1 rRNA gene is annotated in these 503 nt (G+C 58.4%); it reads right to left on the reverse strand.

Annotation, left to right across the window (positions count from 1 at the left end):
* Positions 1-412 precede the first annotated feature (412 nt).
* Positions 413-503 (reverse strand): 16S ribosomal RNA (locus HAV40_RS37875); the annotation flags it as partial.

Below are 503 nucleotides of genomic sequence, written 5' to 3' on the forward strand. Positions count from 1 at the left end.
TCCCACGTCCTTCATCGGCTCCTGGTGCCAAGGCATCCACCGTCTGCCCTTAAAAACTTACCTACACAGAGAAACAAAGATGCTCGCGTCCACTATGCACATCTCAACAAACAACCAACCCACACCCGCGTCCAACACACACACCGCACAAGCGGCAGTTTGCGTTGTAGAGCGTGATCGGCGCCAGAAGGCCAAGCTCGCGCTTGTTCCTTCAGGACCCAACAGGGTGCTAAACAACCCAACCAGCCGCACCACAGCCCGTTCCATGCGTGATCCGAAGACCCCCGCCCTACTAGGGTTAACTGCAGCCGTTGCCGGCAAGATCTACCAAGTGTCTCCGCCATTGAGCCCTGACCACCGCATTCGGGTGGTTGCAGGTCCTGACCCGCTTTCGCGGGTAGGTGCTCCTTAGAAAGGAGGTGATCCAGCCGCACCTTCCGGTACGGCTACCTTGTTACGACTTCGTCCCAATCGCCAGCCCCACCTTCGACCACTCCCTCCCT

The sequence above is a fragment of the Catellatospora methionotrophica genome, assembly GCF_011297335.1.
Lineage (GTDB): Bacteria > Actinomycetota > Actinomycetes > Mycobacteriales > Micromonosporaceae > Catellatospora > Catellatospora methionotrophica.